General features: G+C 67.3%; 4 protein-coding genes and 1 pseudogene. 1 reads left to right on the forward strand and 4 read right to left on the reverse strand.

What is annotated here, in order from left to right; all coding sequences use genetic code 11:
* Nucleotides 1-1385 (forward strand): penicillin-binding protein 2 (gene mrdA / locus L995_RS13815; RefSeq protein WP_047472314.1); only part of this gene is annotated, 1385 nt, incomplete at its 5' end.
* Nucleotides 1386-1575: 190 nt separating this feature from the next.
* On the opposite strand, the gene L995_RS13820 is transcribed toward mrdA, so the two are convergent.
* The 4 genes and pseudogenes from L995_RS13820 to L995_RS33130 all read right to left on the reverse strand — a co-directional run.
* Nucleotides 1576-1854, reverse strand: a complete 279-nt coding sequence (locus L995_RS13820; RefSeq protein ID WP_231574427.1) for a PIN domain-containing protein — start codon at nt 1852-1854, stop codon at nt 1576-1578.
* Nucleotides 1851-2099: a FitA-like ribbon-helix-helix domain-containing protein gene (locus L995_RS13825; RefSeq protein ID WP_016453586.1), complete on the reverse strand. Its 249-nt coding sequence runs from the start codon at nt 2097-2099 to the stop codon at nt 1851-1853. Before L995_RS13825 ends, L995_RS13820 begins: the two co-directional genes overlap by 4 nt.
* A gap of 111 nt (nt 2100-2210) precedes the next feature.
* A complete protein-coding gene (locus tag L995_RS13830) occupies nt 2211-2969 on the reverse strand; it encodes an amino acid ABC transporter ATP-binding protein (protein WP_016448544.1) in 759 nt (252 codons plus the stop codon).
* Nucleotides 2966-3094 (reverse strand): annotated as a pseudogene (locus L995_RS33130) (amino acid ABC transporter permease); the annotation flags it as partial. The gene L995_RS13830 and the pseudogene L995_RS33130, both read right to left, overlap by 4 nt.
* Between the last annotated feature and the right edge of the window lie 8 nt (nt 3095-3102).

Below are 3102 nucleotides of genomic sequence, written 5' to 3' on the forward strand. Positions count from 1 at the left end.
AGGAAATGGAAACCTCGGCCGGCGGACATGCCGTGCGCAAGCTCGGCAGCCGCCCCGCCACGCCCGGCGACAGCCTGGTGCTGTCGCTGGACATCAAGCTGCAGCGCATGGTGGAGGAGCTGTACGGCGACCGCCGCGGCGCCCTGGTGGCCATCGATCCGCGCAGCGGCGAAGTGCTGGCCATGGTCAGCCGTCCCACCTTCGACCTGAACCTCTTCGTCGATGGCATCGACCAGGAGAGCTGGACCACGCTCAACGAATCCATCAACCGCCCGCTGCTCAACCGCGCGCTGCGGGGCACCTATCCGCCGGGCTCCACCTACAAGCCCTTCATGGCGATTGCCGCGCTGGAGTCGGGCAAGCGCCGCCCCGACACCACCATCATGGACAACGGCAGCTGGACCTTCGGCGGCCACACCTTCCGCTCGGGCCACCCCAACGGGCCGACCAACCTGCGCCGCTCCATCATCAAGTCGTCCAACGTGTACTACTACATGCTGGCCAACGACATGGGCGTGGACATGATCCACGACTACATGAAGCCGCTGGGCTTCGGCCAGCTCACCGGCATCGATGTGCGCGGCGAGGCGCGCGGCGTGCTGCCCAGCACCGAGTGGAAGCGCAACACCTACAAGCGGCCCGAGCAGAAGAAGTGGTACGCGGGCGAGACCATCTCGCTGGGCATCGGCCAGGGCTACAACAACTTCACCATCCTGCAGCTGGCCAATGCCATGTCCACGCTGGCGGCCAAGGGCGTCAAGCACCGCCCCCACCTGGCCGTGGGCCGTGTCGATGCCGTCACGCAGCAGTTCTCGGCCATCAACAAGGACCCTGGCACCAGCATGGGCTACAAGCCCGAGAACGTGGAGGCCGTGCGCGCCGCCGTGGCCGCCGTGACGGTGGAGGGCACCTCGCGCGGCATCTTCGGCAACGCGCCCTACACCTCCACCGGCAAGACCGGCACGGCCCAGGCCGTGGGCGTGCGCCAGAACGAGAAGTACAACGCGGCACGCCTGTCCGAGTTCCAGCGCGACCACTCGCTGTACATCGCCTACGCGCCGGCCGACAACCCCACCATTGCCGTCGCTGCCATCGTGGAGAACGCCGGCTTCGGTGCCGCTGCCGCCGCACCGCTGGCGCGCCGCGTGTTCGACTACTGGCTGCTGGGCCGCTACCCCAGCCTGGAAGATATGGCCGCCATGCGCAAGGGCCAGGCCGGCGTGCCCATAGGCACCCCGCGCCGCGTCTCCGAAATCACGCTGGATGCGGAAACCGTGAACCTGCCCGGCCTGCCGCGCTACGAGCCGCCCGAGGCGCCGGTCCCCGTGCCCGCAGGCCGCCCGGCGGTGCTGTCGCCGCCTTCGGCTGCCGAGCTGGAGGATTGAGGCACGCTTGTGTGCCGCTGCAAGCGGGTCTGAGCCCTGCGCGGCAGATTCAGCGCTGCCAGGGATCGATGACCGTGACCCCGCAGTCCGCAAAGTCCCGCACATTGCGGGTGGCAAGGCTGGCTCCCCTTGAGCGGGCGATGGCCGCAATCATGGCGTCGAACTGGCTGATGGGTCTGCCGGACTGCCTTCAGGCCGCAGCGATCTGCGCATAAGTGTCAGCGGCACCGTTGTCGAACTCCAGGACGCGGCCTGCCATATCGATGTCCAAGATGGCCTGCACTGCAGCCAGCAACCCATGCTTGCGCTGTCCCTGCGGCAACAGCAGGACGCCGTACAGCAATTCGCCGCGCGTGATGGCTGTGGTGAGCAAACTGGAGCGGGGCTGGCTGGCCAGCCATTCCATGGCGCGCCTGTCGGGATCGGGGCGCAGAGCCTCGGACAGGACGTTGGTGTCGAGAATGATCACCGGCTGGCACCCAGCGGATTGCGAATGGGCTCGCGCTGCGCAAGCACCAGTTCAACGCCGCCCAGGGGCTCGACCCGGGCCCGGATGGAGTCGAACAGTGAATGCCCCTCCGCCGCATTGGCTGCGAGTGCCGCGCGCAAGATGTTGCGGGCCTCTTCTTCCATGGAGTGGCCGTGCAGGTCCGCCTGCAGACGCAGCCGGGCCTGCAGGTCTTCATCCAGATCGTGGATCGTCATGGTAGTCATGGCCAGGCTCCTTTCAGGTCAATGACGCATGGTAGTCATGGACACGCAAGGCGACAACGGCATGCCCCCTGCGCATGAGGGCACGCAAGGCGACGAATCAGGGCTTCGGCCTCAATGCCCCATGCGCCCGATGAATGCCGCGATCCGCTCGCTGGCCGGGTTGCCGAAGAATTCGGCCGGTGGCGCCTCGTGGGCGATGCAGCCCTGGTCGAAGAACATCACGCGGTCGGCGACCTCGCGGGCGAAGCCCATTTCGTGGGTGACCACGATCATGGTCATGCCGCCGCGTGCCAGCTCGCGCATCACGTCCAGCACCTCCTGCACCATCTCCGGGTCCAGCGCGCTGGTGGGCTCGTCGAACAGCATCACCTGCGGCTCCATGGCCAGGGCGCGGGCAATGGCCACGCGCTGCTGCTGGCCGCCCGACAGCTGCCAAGGGTACTTGTGGGCATGGGCCTGCATGCCCACGCGCTCCAGCAGGGCCATGGCCTTGGCATTGGCCTGGGCGCGCGGCGTTTTGTGGATGCGGCGCGGCGCCAGGGTCACGTTGTCCAGCACCGTCATGTGGCCGAACAGGTTGAACTGCTGGAACACCATGCCCACTTCGCAGCGCTGCTTTTGCAGCGTGGCTTCGTTGTCGGTGACTTCGACGCCGTCGATGGTGATGCGCCCGCCATCATGCGGCTCCAGCCGGTTGATGGCGCGCAGCAGCGTGGACTTGCCCGAGCCCGAGGCGCCGATGATCACCGTCACCTCGCCCGTGCAAAACTGCGTGGAAACGCCCTTGAGCACCTGGTGGCTGCCGAAGGACTTGGTGACCTTGTCGGCCACGATGTAGGGCATGCCCCGTGCCAGCTTGTCGGCGCTCATTTGTGGCGGCCCTCCACGTCGAAGCGGTACTCCACGGCAGCCGTGACCTGGGTCACCAGCGTGGTCAGCACCAGGTAGGTCACGCCCACGGTGACCAGGGTCTCCACGGGCTGGAAGGTGGCCGACTACGCGG

The sequence above is a fragment of the Delftia sp. ZNC0008 genome, assembly GCF_000799035.1.
GTDB classification, from domain to species: Bacteria; Pseudomonadota; Gammaproteobacteria; order Burkholderiales; family Burkholderiaceae_C; genus Comamonas; species Comamonas tsuruhatensis.

Coding starts and splice junctions, on each gene's coding strand:
- L995_RS13825 (WP_016453586.1), bottom strand. CDS start 2,099: ATGACTACCATGACGATCCACGATCTGGATGAAGACCTGCAGGCCCGG.
- L995_RS13830 (WP_016448544.1), bottom strand. CDS start 2,969: ATGAGCGCCGACAAGCTGGCACGGGGCATGCCCTACATCGTGGCCGAC.